The 15992-nt window shown below is 54.5% G+C and carries 15 protein-coding genes; 4 read left to right on the plus strand and 11 right to left on the minus strand.

The genetic code is table 11. The features are described from left to right. A partial coding sequence (locus tag OCV66_RS04840) for an ABC transporter substrate-binding protein (RefSeq protein WP_262563859.1) occupies window positions 1–1081 on the minus strand: 1081 nt, incomplete at its 3' end. 218 nt (window positions 1082–1299) lie between these two features. Here OCV66_RS04840 and OCV66_RS04845 point away from each other — a divergent pair. Both OCV66_RS04845 and OCV66_RS04850 read left to right on the plus strand, forming a co-directional pair. Then, on the plus strand, window positions 1300–3051 hold the full coding sequence (locus tag OCV66_RS04845) for a sensor histidine kinase (protein ID WP_159068047.1): 1752 nt from the start codon (window positions 1300–1302) through the stop codon (window positions 3049–3051). 2 nt (window positions 3052–3053) lie between these two features. Next, window positions 3054–4610 carry a response regulator gene (locus OCV66_RS04850; protein ID WP_107630698.1) on the plus strand — a complete coding sequence of 519 codons (1557 nt, stop codon included), beginning with the start codon at window positions 3054–3056 and terminating at the stop codon, window positions 4608–4610. A 71-nt stretch (window positions 4611–4681) separates the two neighbouring features. Here the strand turns inward: OCV66_RS04850 and OCV66_RS04855 are convergent, their stop codons facing one another. From OCV66_RS04855 to OCV66_RS04885, 7 genes are all read right to left on the minus strand, one after another. Then, window positions 4682–6157, minus strand: a complete 1476-nt coding sequence (locus tag OCV66_RS04855) for a tagaturonate reductase (RefSeq protein ID WP_147573849.1) — start codon at window positions 6155–6157, stop codon at window positions 4682–4684. Between the two features lie 13 nt (window positions 6158–6170). Continuing rightward, window positions 6171–7466, minus strand: coding sequence for a TRAP transporter large permease (locus tag OCV66_RS04860; protein WP_054326143.1), 1296 nt, complete (start codon window positions 7464–7466; stop codon window positions 6171–6173). Then, the gene (locus OCV66_RS04865) at window positions 7463–7969 is read right to left on the minus strand and encodes a TRAP transporter small permease (protein ID WP_054326142.1); all 507 of its coding nucleotides are present in this window, start codon (window positions 7967–7969) and stop codon (window positions 7463–7465) included. The genes OCV66_RS04860 and OCV66_RS04865 overlap by 4 nt, the downstream gene beginning before the upstream one ends. 55 nt (window positions 7970–8024) lie before the next feature. Further along, on the minus strand, window positions 8025–9074 hold the full coding sequence (locus tag OCV66_RS04870) for a C4-dicarboxylate TRAP transporter substrate-binding protein (RefSeq protein ID WP_054326141.1): 1050 nt from the start codon (window positions 9072–9074) through the stop codon (window positions 8025–8027). 38 nt (window positions 9075–9112) lie between these two features. After that, window positions 9113–10135 carry a zinc-binding alcohol dehydrogenase family protein gene (locus OCV66_RS04875; protein ID WP_107630700.1) on the minus strand — a complete coding sequence of 341 codons (1023 nt, stop codon included), beginning with the start codon at window positions 10133–10135 and terminating at the stop codon, window positions 9113–9115. 4 nt (window positions 10136–10139) lie between these two features. Beyond that, window positions 10140–11588, minus strand: coding sequence for a tagaturonate epimerase family protein (locus OCV66_RS04880; protein ID WP_054326140.1), 1449 nt, complete (start codon window positions 11586–11588; stop codon window positions 10140–10142). 281 nt (window positions 11589–11869) lie between these two features. Further along, window positions 11870–12763 (minus strand): fumarylacetoacetate hydrolase family protein, encoded by an 894-nt coding sequence (locus OCV66_RS04885; RefSeq protein WP_147573850.1) that lies wholly within the window; start codon window positions 12761–12763, stop codon window positions 11870–11872. A gap of 127 nt (window positions 12764–12890) precedes the next feature. Between OCV66_RS04885 and OCV66_RS04890 the strand changes: the two genes are divergently transcribed. Both OCV66_RS04890 and OCV66_RS04895 read left to right on the plus strand, forming a co-directional pair. Then, window positions 12891–13064 carry a DUF6472 family protein gene (locus tag OCV66_RS04890; RefSeq protein ID WP_162838360.1) on the plus strand — a complete coding sequence of 58 codons (174 nt, stop codon included), beginning with the start codon at window positions 12891–12893 and terminating at the stop codon, window positions 13062–13064. A gap of 25 nt (window positions 13065–13089) precedes the next feature. Beyond that, window positions 13090–13656, plus strand: coding sequence for a sugar O-acetyltransferase (locus OCV66_RS04895; RefSeq protein WP_054326139.1), 567 nt, complete (start codon window positions 13090–13092; stop codon window positions 13654–13656). A 26-nt stretch (window positions 13657–13682) separates the two neighbouring features. Here the strand turns inward: OCV66_RS04895 and OCV66_RS04900 are convergent, their stop codons facing one another. From OCV66_RS04900 to OCV66_RS04910, 3 genes are all read right to left on the minus strand, one after another. Further along, window positions 13683–14180 carry a DUF6530 family protein gene (locus OCV66_RS04900; RefSeq protein WP_054326138.1) on the minus strand — a complete coding sequence of 166 codons (498 nt, stop codon included), beginning with the start codon at window positions 14178–14180 and terminating at the stop codon, window positions 13683–13685. Window positions 14181–14301: 121 nt separating this feature from the next. Next, window positions 14302–14877 (minus strand): hypothetical protein, encoded by a 576-nt coding sequence (locus tag OCV66_RS04905; protein WP_054326137.1) that lies wholly within the window; start codon window positions 14875–14877, stop codon window positions 14302–14304. A gap of 28 nt (window positions 14878–14905) precedes the next feature. Next, complete coding sequence (locus tag OCV66_RS04910; RefSeq protein WP_054326136.1) at window positions 14906–15985, minus strand: alginate O-acetyltransferase AlgX-related protein; 1080 nt, start codon at window positions 15983–15985, stop codon at window positions 14906–14908. Window positions 15986–15992: the final 7 nt, after the last annotated feature.

Here is a 15992-nt window from a genome sequence, read left to right on the forward strand (position 1 = left end):
GCGCGTCCCGAATATCCTCGCTTTCCAGCGTGTCCGCGCGCCGCATCGCCTCCGCTAACAGCATCATCGCGTCGTAGCCGCGGTAGGCCGCTTCCGCCACCGGCATTGTACCGTAGCGTTGGATAAATTTTTCCAAAAAGGTCCTCTCCTCCGGCGTAACCGCTTCAATAGGCGAATCCGGAATGGAGTACCCGCAGGCGTATACCACGCCCTCCGCCGCATCTCCCGCCGAACGGCGCACTTCACTGTTTGCAAAGCTCTCCGGCGCATACACCGCGCCCTGGAAACCGGCCTGGCGCAGCTGGCGGATCTGAAGGCTGGCGGTTTCGCTGCTTGTGTACAGGATGAGCGAATCGATATTCATATGATTCAGCCGCATAAACATTGTAGAATAATCGTTTTCGTCAATCTTATGCTTTTTCAGCCATACCAGCTCCATTTGCGGGCAATCTTCAATCAGCGCTTCCATATGCTTGGCGCCGCTCTCCGCATAATCGGTCTCTGAATATAAAATACCGATCCGCTTCGCTCCCTGACGCTCCATCGCGCTTAACAGCAACTCATCAAAATACTTCGAGCTTGCTGTGGAGCGGAACAGGTATTTGTTTCCCACTCCGGTCCAGACAAAGCTTGTCCCCAACCCGATCTGCACCACATGAGCCTGTTCGGTCAGCTCGGTGGTTTGCAGGATATTCCCGCTCGTATGGGAACCAATAATGGCATCCACGCGATCTTCCTCTATCATCTTCCGAACCGCCGTGACCGCGGCCTCGCTATCGGACTGGTCGTCATATTCGATCAGGCGGATCTCTTTTCCGTCAACCCCACCGCTTCCGTTGATGTCCTCGACCGCCAGCCGGATCCCCTGTTGCCCCATGCGGCCAAGCAGCGAGGCATATCCTGTCAGCGATGCATATACGCCGATCTTGATATATGGCGTATCATCCCGTTTTTCGTATGGCTTTACCCGAATTGTCTGCGCGCCCAGCTCGTATTTTTTATCCAAATATACTGTCGGCAGCAAAGACGCCGCAACCATCAGGACTGCCGCCGCAAGCCTGCCAAACCGTAACCGACGCATTTCCATCCCCCATTCGGCCGCCTAAACCGCGTTTTTGAAAACTGTCTGTCAATTTATATCATATTGGCGCAATCCCGATTATTTTATTATAATATTTCGCTCTTTTAGTAAAATATTCTGGTTCTTTTTGATATTCCAAAACTTATTCCACAAAATTGCTATAATGAAGAAAACCCCTTGTCCATCTTTGGAGCTTTATTATGAGAAACCACTTGTCTATGAGGAATCTGTCTCTGCGGCAAAAGCTTTTCTACTGGCTTACTCTGACAACGATTATCCCCCTGCTGATCTTCCTGCCGCCGCTGACGCTTTATCAGAGCTATGCCATACAAAAGTCCATCGACCGTATGTGTCTGGAGCAGTCCAACCAGACCTCAGTACAACTGGACAGGATCTTCAACCAGATAAATTCCATCTCTAACTTGTACTTCCTTGATCCTATGATCGAGGACACGCTCCAAAACGGCATTATTTATGACCAGCTTGGTTACAATGCAGCACAGAGAGACATCATTGCGCTCCAACAGAAGTACAACACCTCCATCCCTGACGTAGACCTGCACCTCACCATTGTTGCTAACGACGGACGGATATATGGGAACGGCGTTTATGACCATACCGTTCCCATTACGGAAATTAAGCAGAGGTGGTGGTATCAGGACCTGCAGCGGAACTCCTGGCAAACGCTGTGGGTGCGGGACGAGTATCTGAACCGCATCCACAGTAACGCGCAGACCAATTATATTTACAGCATTCGCGCTTTGAAAAACTTTGACACTTGGGAGAATCACGGCATTTTGATCATGAGCTTTCTGGAAAGCGACCTGATCAAGCTGTATGGCTCCAGCCTTTCCTCCCACAGCGCGGTCGCGATATTCGATCAATACAACAATATCATTTCTTCCGTATCCTATAACAATCTTAATGTTTTTCCGATTTCCACACAGGCGCGGGCCCAATATGCAGGCTCATACATAACCTCGATCGATAATGTAAAATATCATATCACCTATAACACCGTATCGCAGCCACAATGGAAGGTCGTCACCTTTTTGCCCACCAGCTATCTTTTCGGTGAATATATCAGTTTCCGTATCTTATATCTTGTAGTCATCTCCCTATTTTTGCTGGCGCTTTTTGCTTTCACTTGGATTATTTCACGTCATTTCGTCTCCCCTATTAACCTTTTGACCCAGGAGATCCACCGCATCAGGCAGTCGTCGTTCTCCCAGCGTGTCAGCGTCACCTCCTCGGATGAAATCGGCCTGCTTGCCTGTGAATTCAACGAAATGCTCAATCAAATCGAGTCGCTGATGCAGAGCATCATTGAGGAGCAGCGGCGCAAGCGTAAGGCTGAACTGCAATCCCTGTACGCGCAGATCAATCCTCATTTTATCTATAATACCCTGACTGCTATCCGCTTTCTCGTTTATACCGAGCAAAAGCAGACCGTTGACCATACGCTCTGCTCCTTTATCACCCTGCTCAGGCACTCCATCTCCAGTAGCGAGGAGTTCTGCTCGATCCGGACCGAACTGCGGATGCTGCAATGCTATATCGATATCCAGCAAATCTCCTTTGACAAGCCGTTCGAGGTTTGCTGGGATGTCGACTCAAGCCTTCTGGATTGCAAAATACTCAAGCTTACGCTTCAGCCGCTCGTTGAAAACGCCGTGATGCACGGCCTGAAATCCAAGAAGGGCGACCGGAAGCTGTACATCCGTGTCCAGCGCTACCAGCAGGATATCATGATCGCAATTTCGGACAACGGGATCGGAACGGATAAGGTCCTCTCTTTCTATGAGGCACAGTCCGATTTCCGGTCCAGCGTCGGACTGATCAATATCCACAGCCGGATCGTGCTGCATTTCGGCCATCCCTACGGCATCACCTTTTACAGCAAAAAGGGGGGCGGCACCACCGTGCTTGTCCATATCCCTGCTATTTCTTGTCAGGAGGAACTGATTTAACCATGAAGATCTTGGTTGTGGACGATGACACATTGATCCGCAAATGGATGACGCTTTTGCTGGAGCAGTCCGCAAAAACGCTCGAAATTCTACAGGCCGAAAACGGCGCTGACGCCTTGTCTCTTGTTCAGGAAAACCCTGACCTGGATCTGATTATTACCGATATCAAAATGCCGCTTATGAACGGTCTGGAGCTTTGCGAATGTGTCAAGCGCCTATATCCATCGGTATGTATTGTCATTCTCAGTTCGTATGACGACTTTTCTTATGTCAAGCAGGCGCTCCGGCTAGGGGCCACGGACTATATCCTGAAAGCGGAAATGAATGCCGAAGATATCGCCAACGCGCTCCAGAAAGCGCAGCAGTTCAAAATTCAGCACACACTGTCCAACATGCCCTCCCAAGGAAGCCAACTGATGGACAAGTCGCTGCTCCTGCAGGAATTCCTCGCGCAGCCGAACGCCAGCACACAGACGTTCCTTTTCTCACTCGACCCACAGCTTTCCCCGCAGAACCTTTCAATTTTTCTGCTCAAGCTGTCCTTTCCCTCGTCGGCCGGTATTTCCGATATACTGCAGATGATCAGCCTGACATTGAATGAACAGGGGCTTCACGCCGTATGCCTGGCTTACACACGGGAAATCATCGTTGTGTTTTGCAACAACCTGCAGCAATACAGTCATTCTTACGATTCCTCCTCATATTTCGGCTCGCTTTCCGCCGGCATCGAGCGGCAGGCCGGCTGCAGAGTCGCCGCATGGACCGCAATGTACATCCGGCAGGCCACCCAGTTGCAGGACAACCTGAACAAAGCGCTTGATTCACTTCACTTCAAGCAGTATTACTCCCTGAATGTTGTGGACAGCGCCCAGCTTTCGGACTCCGAGCCTAAGCAATTCCTTTCCATGAAATTGCTGAAGGACATCTCCGACGCTCTCTCCCACCAGCAGTTTCAGGAGGCCTGCGACGCGCTTACCCAGTATATTGAAGAAAGCCATCAGCTTTTCTGCGCGCCGAAGGAAATTGAAAAATATTTTACTGTTGTCGGCTACCGTCTGATCGCCGCCTGTCCGTCCGTAGAATCCGATACGACGGTTTTCGACCGGCTGGACCGCCTTTTATCCGCCTGCCTTCATCTTCCAACCAAGGAGGAGTTCACCCAGGCCGCCGCTGCATTCATCAGCTATTTCCTGAAGCTGGCGGTATCCAACCGCAAAAAGCTGTCCCCCTCCGTACTGAGCTGCCTGCAGTATATTGATGCGCATTATATGGAAAAGCTGTCGCTCGATCAGCTTGCCGCCCACGTTTTCCTCAACCGCACCTATCTGAGCGAATTGTTCAAGCGGGAAATGGGCATCTCCTTTAACGATTTCCTCAACCGGCAGCGCATTATACACGCCTGCGAATATATCCAGACCAGCCATTATTCCATGGCAAAAATTGCGGAAATGACAGGTTTTTCCGACCAGAACTATTTCACCAAAATCTTCAAAAAAATAACCGGTCAAACGCCCCGTCAATACAAAAATAACCAGACGGCCGGACAGCCGCAGGCATAACGGCCAAAACGCCGCAGGGTCACCCCTGCGGCGTTTTGAAAAGTGAAGAAAAGAAAAAGAGGTCAGCAAAATTATTCATCCATCAGCGTGTCAAATACCGTGCGGATCCCCTGCTGCCGTATATCCGCAAGCAGCCCTGCCAGTTGTTCCGCCAGTTTCGGTATGCCGCCGATTTCTGGAAACACCGTTTCCCCGCAGAACCGCACCAGCTTTTCCGGCGTATCCTCTCGGTGTTCCCAGAAAAATTCCAGAACATCCTGGTCATCTCTGACCGGATAGGGGATCCCCTCGCGCGCGCCGTAGTAGCCCTGTGCGTTTTTGGAGTGCAGATGGTAAAATTCGAGCAGCGCGGCCAGAGAGAACACCGTGCAGACCGGCAGCTCCCCATTCTGCTCCCAATAGGCCAGCAGGCTCGGCCAAACCCTTGCCTTCCACTTGGAAACCGAATTGAGTGAGATTGCCAGCAGGCTATGCTGGATAAAGGGGTTATTCAGGCGCACCATCACCTGATCGGCAAAGGCGCGCATATCCGCGTCGTCCAACTGCAAATATGGGATGATTTCGTCGTATATCATCCGGCGGACAAAGCGGACGCACAGCGGGCAGGCCATATAGTCCAGGCTGATGTCGCTGCCCATTAGGTATGCCGCCAATGAGATGCCGGTCTGCGCGCCGTTCAGGATGCGCACCTTGCGCTTTTTATAATACGATGAATCGGGGACGATCACCACCGGCAGTCCGGCCTGTTCAAACGGAAGCTCCTGCTTCATCCATTCCGGACCCTGGATCGCCCAGAACGCGAAAGGCTCGCCGGTATCCAGCAGGCGGTCCTCCACACCGTTTTCCTGATTCAGGCGCTCCGCATCCTCCTTCGGATAGCCGGTTATGATGCGGTCGACCAGCGTATCGCAGAACACATTTTCCTCCTCCAGCCAGTTGAGGAAGTCTTCCGGCAGTCCCCAGCGCCCCGCATAAGTTTGCACGCATTTTTTCAGTTCCTGTCCGTTGTGGTCGATCAGCTCGCAGGAAAGAACAATGAACCCCTTGCCCTTTTGTTGGCCAAAGCATTGATACCGCTTCCACAGCAATTGCGTCAGCTTGCCGGGGAAGGAAGCTGCCGGGCAGTCCTCCAGCCGGTCCTCCGTACGGCAGGATATCCCCGCTTCGGTCGTGTTGGAAACAATAAAACGCAGTTCCGGCTGCTCCGCGCAGGCAAGGAACGCTTCAAAATCACGGTAGGGGTCGATCGCCCGGCTGATTGAACTGACCAGCCGGCTCTGCACTTGGGGCGCCGACGGCTCGCCGCCCCGCAGATAAAGGTGGTACAGGCCGTCCTGTCGGTTGATCACGTCCGCCAGCCCGCTCTTGATCGGTTGGACAACAATCACCTTGTTGTCCAACCCCATGCGCTCATTAGCGCAGTCGATAAAATAATCTACAAAGCCGCGCAGGAAATTCCCTTCGCCAAACTGTAAAAAGCGTTCCGTTCCAGTCCGCAGTATGAATGCGTTCTGGTCCGGCAGGGTTTGATAGCATAGCGTTTCCAAAACCGATTCCCCCTTATGCCAGTCCGAATAACTGCAGGACGCCGACCGAGAAAATCGGGACGAATGTCAGCAGCATCAGGCACACCAGCAGCAGAACATAAAATGGTCTTGCCTCTATGATAAAATTTTTAATCTTGCATTTTGTAATGCCGCAGGTAACGAACATCAGCGTACCCATCGGCGGGGTAATGCAGCCGACTGCCATATTGAAGATAACCGTCATGGCGAACTGGATCTCATGGATGCCGTAGGCCGCCGCAATCGGCGCCAGCAGCGGGACCAGTACGATCATCGCCGCGGTTCCCTCGATAAACATGCCGACGATCAGCAGGAAAATATTTACCGCGATCAGGAAGATGTATTTGTTGTCGATCAGGCCGACGATCAGTTCCGTAATCATCTGCGGAATACGCTCTCGGGTCAGTACCCACGCAAATGCGTTTGCCGCACAGATGATCAGCATGATGCCGGAGGTCGTGATGATCGTTTCTTTCATACCTTTTATGAAGCTGTCCATCGTCAGCTCATGATAAATCACGCCGAGCAGCAGCGAGTAAACGATCGCAACGGTGCCTGCCTCGGTAGGTGTAAAAATACCCAGGCGGATACCGCCGATAATAATGATCGGCAAGCAGAGCGGCAGCGCCGCCTCTTTGAGCGCGCGCATGAAGTCCGACGCTTTCATCCGCTCTGTGCGGAGCGGCTTGTAGTTTCGCTTGTGGGAAATGATGGATACCAGAAGCATCATCGTCACACACAGCAGCAGCCCGGGGCCGATACCGGCGATAAACAAGTTGCCGATTGAAACGTTCGCGATCGAGCCGTAAACGATCATCGCAATGCCGGGCGGGATCAGCGGCGTAATCATGGCCGAGCACGCGGTTACGACCGACGAGAATTCCTTGGAAAAGCCGCGCTTTTCCATTTCCGGCACCAACATCTTGGCCTCCATCGCCGCGTCCGCCAGGTTGGAGCCCGAAAGCCCCCCCATCAGAGTGGACAGCAATACGTTTACCTGCGCCAAGCCGCCCGTCATCCGCCCCGTCAGCACCTCACAGAACTGCATGACGCGCGCTGTAACGCCGGAATAGTTCATAAACGTACCCGCGCACACAAAAAACGGGATCGCAAGCATCGGGATGCTCTCCGCACCGGCTAGCATACGCTGCACAACAATCTGTTGCGGCAGATCCGGCATCAGAAAGAAATAAGCGGCCGCGGCGGCGAATACCGAGGCGAATACCGGTACCTTGAGGAACAGCAGCACCAGCATGATGATAGAGGCCGCTGCCACAGGATTGATACTCATACTTCTTCCTCCTTTTCCGCATCCTTACGCTTTAGGTGGGAGTGGTACATACTATAGGTATAGTTGATAATCATCAGGACACAGCCCGCCGGAAACGCGCCGTAAACAAATTGCTGCGGGATACGCAGTATGTTGGTGGTGCGGCCGGTTGTCACCATCTGCATGACCAGATCAATGCTGCTCCTGAGCAGATAAATCAAAACCACACAGGTCACAAGGTAGCCCAGTACCTCAATGACGAACCGCAGCCGCTTGGGCATGGCGTCCACAATAATTTCGATAGCAACATGGCCGCCTGTACGAAATGCCGCGCTGGCGCCGAAAAACACGACCCAAATAATCAGGCTGAGCTGCATCTCCTCCTGCCAGGTCAACGGGTTGTTGAACAGATAGCGCATGATAACGCCGACAAATGTCACCAGCACCAGCAGGATAAACGCCGCGCCGCTCAAGACAAAATCCAGATTCAAAAGACGCTCCAGCAGCCTGCCTTTGTTTTTCATCTGTTTTCCTCCTTTCAGATTGAAGGGGCCTAAGAATTCTTAGGCCCCGCAAAAGTTAAGCTCCCATAGCCTCCTTAACCCTGTCATACAGGCCGTCCGACCATACGGACGTAAACTTATCCAGCTGATAGAACGATTGCGCTGCCTCGCGGAACTCATCTTTATCTATCTCGATAACCTCCACGCCAGCTTCCTTCAGCGCATTCAGCGCTTCTTCCTCCTGCTGGAAATACTGCTCATTGTTGTAAATGCCCGCCTCTTCTCCGCATTCGATCAGGATCTGCTGCTGCTCTGCGGTCAGGCTATTGAAGAAGTCCGTGCCGCAAATCCAGGTGGTATTGTTTTTCACATGCTCGGTCAGCGTCAGATACTTCGCGGCCTCGTAATATTTGCCTGCATAGATAACCGTGATCGGCTGTTCAAAGCCATCGATCGTACCCTGCTGCAGCGCGGTATACACATCGCCCAGCGCCATGGGAGTCGGGTTCGCACCCAGCACCTGCATGCCCTCCACCTGGATATCGTTACTCGGCACACGGATCTTCATGCCCTTCAGGTCCGCCAGAGAGCGGATCGGCTTTTTGGACAGAATGTGACGGTCGCCGTAAATCCAGTTCGAGGTAAGGATTTTTAGCCCCTGCTCCTCCAGGTCACTGCACAGATCTGCATAGAGATCGCTCTCCGTCAGCGTCCAGCACTCCTCCCAATCGCTGAACAGATATGGCCCAAAAAGGATGCCGAAATCCGGCACGCCGCGGTCGGCATAGAACGCACCATCCGCCAGGGTAATGACCGGAGCTCCGGCCAGCATCTGGTCGATCAAATCGACCTTTGCGCCAAGCTGGCTGGACGGGAACACCTCGATTTTCATGGTGCCTCCACTCTTCTCCTCTACCAGCCGCGCCCATTCGTTACACCCCAAGTCGATCGCTTCGCCCGGATTGTTCTCATAGCCCAACTGGATCACAACCTGCTCCGCCGCGCTATCGCCCGCGCCGGAAGCCGCATTTCCGGTGTTTTCCTGCGCGGAGCTGCTGCAGCCTGTCAGCATTCCCGCCGCCATCGCCGCTGCCAGACCCATTGATAGAATTCTCTTGTACCTCATTCTTACATCTCCTTTTTATTTTCTTGTGTTGCCACAAATTAAAACTGAAGCATTACCTTGAGCTTGGTGGCGGCCCCTGCCGCAAATTCGCGGAACGCGTCCGCCGCCTGTGTAAACGGATACAGGTCGGTAATCATGGGGGCGACTGCCTGCTGATTCTCGGTGACCCATGCGATCAAATCCAGGAAATCCTGCTTTTGTGCATTGCGCGAGCCGCGGATCATCAGTTCTTTTTTCTGAATGATATTAGAATCCAGGTCAAGGTGCCGTTTGGAAATACCGATCACCACAACATGCCCGCCGTGCGCGGCATGGTCCAGACAGAGCTGTAGCGTTTCAGGCATGCCGACCGCCTCGAGCGCGCCGTCAAAACCATCCCCCTGTGTGATCTGCGCCGCCTGCTCTGCAAAATGCTCCGGCGAGTCGTTCAGGAGAACGCCATCCGCGCCCATTTTTTGCGCGATCCGCAGCTTTTCCTCAGCCACATCGGTGATGTATACCCTGGCGCCTTTCTGCTTTGCCGCCAGCATGGTAAAAATGCCGATCGTTCCGGCGCCTACCACCAGCACGCGGTCATCCGGCTGTATCATCGCCTGCTGCACGCCGTGGTATCCGATCGCAAACGGTTCCACCAGTGCTGCGAGCTTGGGCTCCAGTTTCCCCACCGGATAGAGCCGCTCGACCGGCATCGTGATAAAGCGCGAATAAGCGCCGGCGCGCTGTACGCCCATCGTCTGATTATCCACACAGCAGTTCACCAGTCCCCGCCTGCAGGAATAACACGTCCCGCAGTTGAAATACGGATTTGCGGTTACGATATCGCCTGACCGCAGCCCCGCCTCATTTTCTCCGATCTCCACGACCTTCGCGGAAAACTCATGCCCTGGCACGTTTGGATATTTGGCATAGGCATAGGTTCCCCGATACGCGCCCAGATCGCTGCCGCACAGGCCGCCGTAGAGCAGCTCGAGCAGCGCTTCCCCTTCTTTCCTGACCGGCATGGGCGCCTCAACGATTTGGATTTCTCCCGGCGCGGTCATCAGAACGCTTTGATTTGTCATGGTATCACTCCCCTGTATACGGCACGGACAGATATTCCAAATGGCGTGTCATATGCTGTTCAATCAGGGCCGTGTAGCGGCCTGTTTCCTTTTTCCACAGCTGCCGAAGCAGGCTTCCAAATACCGGATGCCGCAGGATATAGCCATAGGTGATATGAATGAGCTGCCGACAATTATCCTCCTCAAACAGCTTGGGCAGCAGTTCCTCCGGAACAAGATCCACCTCCGGCAGCGCCGCAGGGTCCGCACTGACGTGATAATAGGCGCGCGCTTTTTCAAAAACCGTCAGCGCATATTTATGTATCTGGCGGTACAGCGCTGGCGCCTGCATCGCGGTCAGCTTCATCGCCTCAAGCCAACTGGTGCCGGATGTTTTGATATGGAAATTCCCCTCTGTCCAGCGCCCCACATAGGGGAAAATGGAGAATTTATCACTTCCGGAATGTACAGACAGCTTATACCCGTAGGTTTTTGCGATCGCCACATGGATCTTCAGCTCCTCTTCAAACCGCGCCAGATCCCCCATATAGTCGATTCCCTTTTGGAATTCCCCTGTGAAGCGCGGTGCGATGGTGGCAAAACGAACGCCTTTTCTCACAAGCTCATTAGCGACGAAAAAATGCTGCTGCGGTGTTGTCGGCAATATGGTTTCATCGATCGAAATCTCAAGCTCCGCCGGCGCATCCTCCTGATTAAAAAAGCGCTGCGCGGCCTGTGACGCAAAGGCAAGCGCTTCCCCGTAGATCGTTACTGCATCCCGCAGCTCCCGCTCGCTGAAGCGGATTTCATAACCGCCCTCCAGTGGAAAGGCACGGTCCAAATAGTACGCCTTTACCGCGTCATCCACGTCTCCGCGGTTTTCCTCCGGACGATGTATATGCTCGCTCAGGTCCAGGGTAATCATCGTGCAGCCGCTCCCGATCGCCGCTTCGATCTCTTCCATCGTTTTCAGATGGTCCCCGTCCGCGCCGTAGCCGCCGGTATAGCCCTCTCGGAATACATAAAACGTCACATCATCGATTACATCGCGGAAGGTGCGGCCGGTCAGCGACAGCTCCCGCATGGACTGCTGTGCCAGAACAGGCGTGGCATCATATTTTCTGACAGCCGCGATATGGCCGGGCGTCGCCAGCCCCAGCCGGTCGCCGGTGCCGAAAGTGCATTTTCGGGAAAGCACTTTCTGTGGCCCGCAGAACGGGAACAGCTCCCGTAGCACCGCGGCATTATGGGCGCTCAGTTCACATTCATAAAAAACGGTCCCTCCGGCTTCCCGCCGAAGCCCCTCGAACGGAGCCTTTTCCCCGCAGGAATACAGCTTATCACAGCCCTGCTCGTCCGCCGCCATGAACGCCGTACCGCCCGGGTATTGCCGCACGGAACGCGGGTAGACTTTATAATATTCCGCGTTGGGGTGCGCCGGTAGCTTTTCGACAAAGGTCGCTATTCGATGCATTCGCATCCGCCTCCTTTTTTGTTCTGTCTATATTGAACCGTAACCCCTGCCTTTTCACCACAGGGTATTGTCGGTATTTCTATCAATTTGTTCTTATCCGTTTCGGCTTAGCAAAATATTTTGCTTTTTTAGCAGTTTCTCCTTTGCCATAACCGCTAAAAAACTCCGCTTTTTCTATTGCCTGTCCGCATTCCACAAAATTTCCCCCGCGGTTTCCGGCGTTTGGCGCAAAGCAAAAGGGACCTTCCCGCTTTGGAAGGTCCCTTTGTATATGTCCGTTTTTATTCCACCGTATTGGTGAGCGCGCCGATGCCCTCGATCTCACAGGTGACGACGTCGCCTTTCTTCAAAAACTGCGGCGGCGTGAAGCCCATACCCACGCCGGCCGGCGTGCCGGTGGCAATGATCGTACCCGCGCGCAGCGTGATGCCGCGCGTCAGCTCAGCGATGATCTCCGCGACCGAGTGGATCAGATGGTCCGTATTGCTGTTCTGCCGCTTCTCACCGTTGACGGTCGAGGAGATCGCCAGCGCGGGCGGGAACGCCACCTCGTCTGCGGTCAGGATGCACGGCCCCATCGGTGTGAAGCCATCCAGCGACTTGCCGAAATACCACTGGTTATGCGCGGTCTGTAGGTTGCGCGCGGATACGTCGTTCACTACCGTATAGCCGAAGATATACTGTGCGGCCTCCGCCTCGCTAACGTTTTTGCAGTCCCTGCCGATGATGACGCCCAGCTCGGCCTCATAGTCCAGACTGTCCACCAATCCCTCATAGGAGGGGATTGGGTCGCCGCAGCCGGTCGCCTCATAAGTGCGCTTGCTGAAATAGACCGCTTTTTTGCGGTTGACCAGAAAAGCATCCTCATGGAACCGCGCCGATTCGACCGCGTGGTCCGCGTAATTGATGCCCAAGCACAGTACATCCTGCTCCGGATGCGGTATCGGCGCGCGCAGCCGCACGCTGTCCAGCCGCACCGCCGCCCCCTCGGTCGCCTGTTCCGCATCCGCCATGCGGGAAAGCTGCGCCGGTGTTGCGCGCCGGATCAGGTCGTTCATATCTGCAAACGACAGGCCGAACGCTTCGACCGGCCAAAGCAGCCCCGGCCAGCCGGTGCAGCCCACGCCGATGCGGTCGACGCCGTCATTGTCTTTTTGATAGGTATACAGCTTCATAGAGATTCACGCTCCCAAATAGTTTTCCTGTTCCATCATAGCATATCGTCCCCAAAATAAAAAGCACCCATTTGAACTTTTATCCCATTTATGATATTCTGTTAACAGAAAAAAGAGGTGATCTGCTATGACCGGACGCTGCGACGACTGCGCGTACAACCTGTATGACGATGAACTGGAGGAATATGTCTGTGAAGCGTATCTGGACGAGGATGAATTCTACCATGTCATGCGCGAAGGGCGCGCCTGTCCCTATTACCGTTCCGGAGACGACTACGAACTGGTACGCCACCAGAATTAGCCTATAAAAACAGGAGGAACCCCCTATGACTGAGCGGGAAAAAATGATTTCCGGCGCTTTGTATGACCCCAGCGAGGCAGCGCTTCTTGCCGCGCGGAACGCTGCCAAGGAGCAATGCGTCCAGTACAATTCCCTGCCGCCCTCTGCGGCCGACCAACGCGACGCGCTGCTGCGTGGTTTGCTCGGCTCCTGCGGCACGCACGTCCTGATCGAGCCATCCTTTTTCTGTGATTACGGCTTTCATATCCATGTGGGGGAACACTTCTATGCCAACCACAACCTTGTGATCCTGGACGCCGCGCCCGTCGTTTTTGGCGAGCATGTCTTTATCGCCCCCAACTGCGGCTTTTATACCGCGGCGCATCCTTTTGATGTTGCCCAGCGCAATGCGGAGCTTGAATATGCCAAGCCCATCCGAGTCGGCAGTAACGTCTGGATCGGAGGGAACGTCTGCGTCCTCCCCGGCGTGACGGTCGGCGATAACACGGTGATCGGCGCGGGCAGCGTCGTTAATCGAGATATCCCTGCCGGTGTGTTGGCCGTTGGCAACCCCTGCCGTCCGGTGCGCAGCCTGCAGGAAAGAGGGGAATGAAAGCCATCGCTTTCATTCCCCTCTTTTTATTCCCGACTGCGCCGCCCATATCCCATTTCCTGCAGCAAATTGCTCAGAAGATGGAGCCGCTCCGCAAGCATTTCATCATCACGCGAAAGGGCTTCTGAGAACAGCCTGATATCCTCGTCTATCATAGGATTTTCCGTGCAGACCGAAACGGTCATCGCATCGCCCTGCACACCAATCCGATCAATCTGCGGCGCGGCTTCATCATACAGCTTGGGAAAGCGGTAGGCATCCGCAAAATAGCCGCGCGCGCGGCAGATCAGGATGGCCAGATCGAGTACGCGGTGCAACGGGAGTTCCTCGGACTGGCGCGACCATTTTTCCCCGGTATAACGCCAAACCTTTGCCGAAATATCCACACGGCCGCGGTCGTTCCACTGCGCCAGCCCAAGGGACAGCCCTTTTGCGTCGCTGTGATAGGCCGCACGCCCATCTACATTTTCATAATTCTCCACGGTAACGACCGGCTTATGCTTCAGTGTCGTTGGTATTTTCATATCGCATCCTCTTTAGTAAATCAGTAATTTAGTATCTATATTATAATCCACACGCTCCATCGTGTCAACCATTTTACAAAAGCCCCGTTCCGTGGGATACCACGGAACGGGGCTTGCTCTTTTACTGTACCGCCTCGACGGTTTCCGAACCGTTTTCGCGGTAGGTATAGACCGTGAACCCGTCATAGGTCCAAATACCGTCTTCACCCTCACCCATGCAGCTCGGCGAATAGGTCTTGGAACTGGGCGAGCCGAGGGCGCTTTCCATTGCGGAAGCGGACGAGCCTACATAGCCCGATGCTTGCGCGGCGGTCGGTTTGGAGGGTTCGGGCGCCGGTTCCGGCTCGGGTTGCGGCGCAGGGGACGGGGTCGAGGCCGGCGGTGTGGCCGGCGTGCTTCCGCCCGTGCTTCCGCTGGCCGCCGGCGGATTAGACGTATTGCTTCCGCCGCCAGAGGAAGCGCCACCGGGCGCAGCCGGCTGCTTTTCCGGCACTTCCTCTGTCTGCGGCGCATCCGTAGAGGGCTTGTCCTCGTCCTCCTGCTGCTCCGTCTCCGGCTGGGCGTCCGGCTTCATGGTATCCACTGTCTGGTTCTCTTCCTGCTGTTCTGCGCGGCCGGTATCTTCCGCATTGCCACAGGCTGCCAAGCTGCCGCACAGGGCGAGCGCCAGAAGCATCGCTGTTATTCTCTGTTTCATGTAAGGGTCCTCCTACGGTTTCTTTATTTCATTCGACGGAATCCGCTGCCTGGTTGTTCCCCAAATCAGGCGGGTATTTGAGCAGGTTGGGTAAATTGCGCTCCACAATCTCCACAATCACCGTGTCGCCCGCCTGCACTTGCGTCAACGGGTACGGCATCTGCCGCGTGATGACCGCTTCGGAAAAATCCTCGGCCAGGAATGGGTGCAACGCGTTGCCAAACGAATCGCGGCACAGCAGCAGACGCCCGTTTTGTGCGTTCCCGCTCGTCGTCTGTATCAAAATATCCTCCGCTGTGCGCGGCTCATTGACATAGGAAAACGTCGTTTGATACTGCTGTTGCTCTTCCAGGGCTGTCCCCTTGGGATACAGCATATCATATAAGTCGCCGCGATGGGTGTTTGCCATGCGGTACGCCGCCTGTCCAAAGCAGGTATATGGCAGGCCAAGCGACTGCATCAAAAAATCATGCGCAAGCGCTGCGCCGCGATTGCTCCAGTGGGAATCCGTCCGCAAATACAGGACCTCCTCCTGTTTTGCAAAAAACGTAAACAAATCGGCGTACTGTACGCCGTATTCTTCCAGAAGCGGCCGGAGCCGCTCATAATTTCCCTGGGAATCGCTCACCAAATAGCGCGAAGGCATATGCGCAGGATACAGTGAATTCTTATTGGGCGCAATGGTAAACAAAAACCGCGCGCCGCGCGCCTGACAAAACGCCTGCATCTCCGCAACGGTCCGCGCGATCTGCTCAAGCTCCTGCGCGTTCAGCGTCGCATGGTTCTGGTAATCGTCCAGCGTCTGTGCATAATACAGCCAGCCGTCGCTGCCATAAATGACATCCTCCGCCGGCGAGCTGGCCAGTAGTTTAGTACGCAGCAACGCGTTCGCGGTCACCAGCTCCTGACGCAGGGCAAAGTGATCGGCCACATAATCGGTCACGTCGCCCAGAAACTCCGTGTTCCAGCTCCCATCCTCCTGTTTCAGGTGCGGCGCTGGCGCCAGCCTTTCATTCCCCGCCGCCTGGGTCGGCGGCAAAAACAGCATGCCGGCCGCTGGGAGCAGACAGAGCAGCACGAACGCCGCTGTAAAAATCCGGTATTTCATGCCAGCC

Source organism: Agathobaculum ammoniilyticum, assembly GCF_025567315.1.
Taxonomy (GTDB): domain Bacteria; phylum Bacillota; class Clostridia; order Oscillospirales; family Butyricicoccaceae; genus Agathobaculum; species Agathobaculum ammoniilyticum.